This is a genomic window from Petrotoga halophila DSM 16923, from assembly GCF_002924615.1.
In genome coordinates this window covers 1-1,574 of sequence record NZ_JALY01000332.1, presented here as the reverse complement: position 1 = coordinate 1,574, position 1,574 = coordinate 1, and the positions used below count along the sequence as shown (strand labels likewise).

The window sequence follows — 1,574 nt, the reverse complement described above, 5'->3', positions numbered from 1 at the left end:
CGACTAACTTGAAATGATTGTTTATAATTTTGCCTTTTACTTGTACCGAAACTTCTTGACTCATGTTGTCTAGATCGTAGATAGTTTTTAAAACAGCTTTTCCTATCCAGTCAAGTGTATTTTTTGAACATTTATCAACCGTGTCGTCACTTGAATGAATTTAATTTGACATTCAAAAAATGTTGTAGTATAATTTGATTGTGAAAAAATTATCATAAAGGGGTGTTTTTAATGACAAAAGTTTTAACATCGCCAGGAAAATATGTTCAGGGCAAAAAAGTGATTAAGCAAATTGGAGACTATATTAAAAATCTTGGAGAAAAAGCTTTAATAATAGCTGATCCTATAGTTAAAGAATTATTTTTAGCTGATTTGGAAACAGGTCTGAAGAATTTTGATTATGAGATTGAATTTTTTAAAGGGGAATGTTCAAAAGTAGAGATAGAAAGATTTAAGAAAAAAGCTGCTGCAGAAGATGCAGATATAATAATTGGAATGGGTGGGGGTAAGACGTTAGATACTTCTAAAGCTGTAGCTTATTATTCTCAACTCCCAGTAGTTATTGTACCAACTATTGCAGCCACAGATGCTCCTTGCAGTGCATTATCTGTAATTTACACAGAAGATGGAGTGTTTGAGGAATATCTATTCTTACCTAAAAACCCGGATATAGTGATTGTTGATACTGAAATTGTAGCAAAAGCACCAGTTAGATTTTTAGTTTCTGGAATGGGCGATGCGCTGGCAACTTATTTTGAAGCTACTGCTTCAGCTGTAACTAGAAAAACGGCGATGTCAGGTGGAACACCAACAATGACAGCTCTTTATTTAGCTGAGCTTTGTTATAATACATTATTAAAATATGGAGTTAGTGCTAAAAAAGCAGCTGAGGCTGGTGTAGTAACTGAAGCATTAGAAAAAATTATCGAAGCTAATACTTTATTAAGTGGACTTGGTTTTGAAAGTGGTGGCTTAGCTGCAGCTCATGCAATCCATAATGGTTTCACGGTTTTAGAAGAAACACATGCTAAAACTCACGGTGAAAAGGTAGCTTATTCTACTTTAGTCCAGATGGTATTAGAAGGTAGAGATCCAGCCGAAATAGAAAAGGTTATGAATTTTTGCCAAGAAGTTGGTTTACCGACTACCCTTGCTGACCTGGGAATAACTGAGGTTACTGATAATAAAATTCTTAAAGTAGCAGAAGCAAGCTGCTCTAAAGATGAGACAATCCACAATATGCCATTTGCTGTAGATGCAGAAATGGTTAAAGATGCAATCTTAGCAGTTGATGCCCTTTCAAAAAATTTTAATAAATGATTAACCTAATTTAGAATTAAAACCCCTTCTTGAATTGTAAATTCATGAAGGGACTTTTTTATTTAAAAAATATAAGGTTCTAACACAAAAACTGTGGGTAATTAAGCCGAAGTTAAACTAAATTTATTAAGGCAATAAGGAATTTCTACGTTTTTTACCATTTTATTTGTTTTTATCCTAGCTACCTTTGCATACGTATGAATGTTTCATATTGGAATAAATTTAATAAGTGTCTCCACAAGCTGTTGGATAGT

General features: G+C 33.3%; 1 protein-coding gene. It reads left to right on the top strand.

The window, feature by feature from the left end:
• The first annotated feature begins 231 nt into the window (after positions 1–231).
• Positions 232–1,320, top strand: coding sequence for a glycerol dehydrogenase (locus tag AA81_RS13730; RefSeq protein WP_103078096.1), 1,089 nt, complete (start codon positions 232–234; stop codon positions 1,318–1,320).
• Positions 1,321–1,574 lie beyond the last annotated feature (254 nt).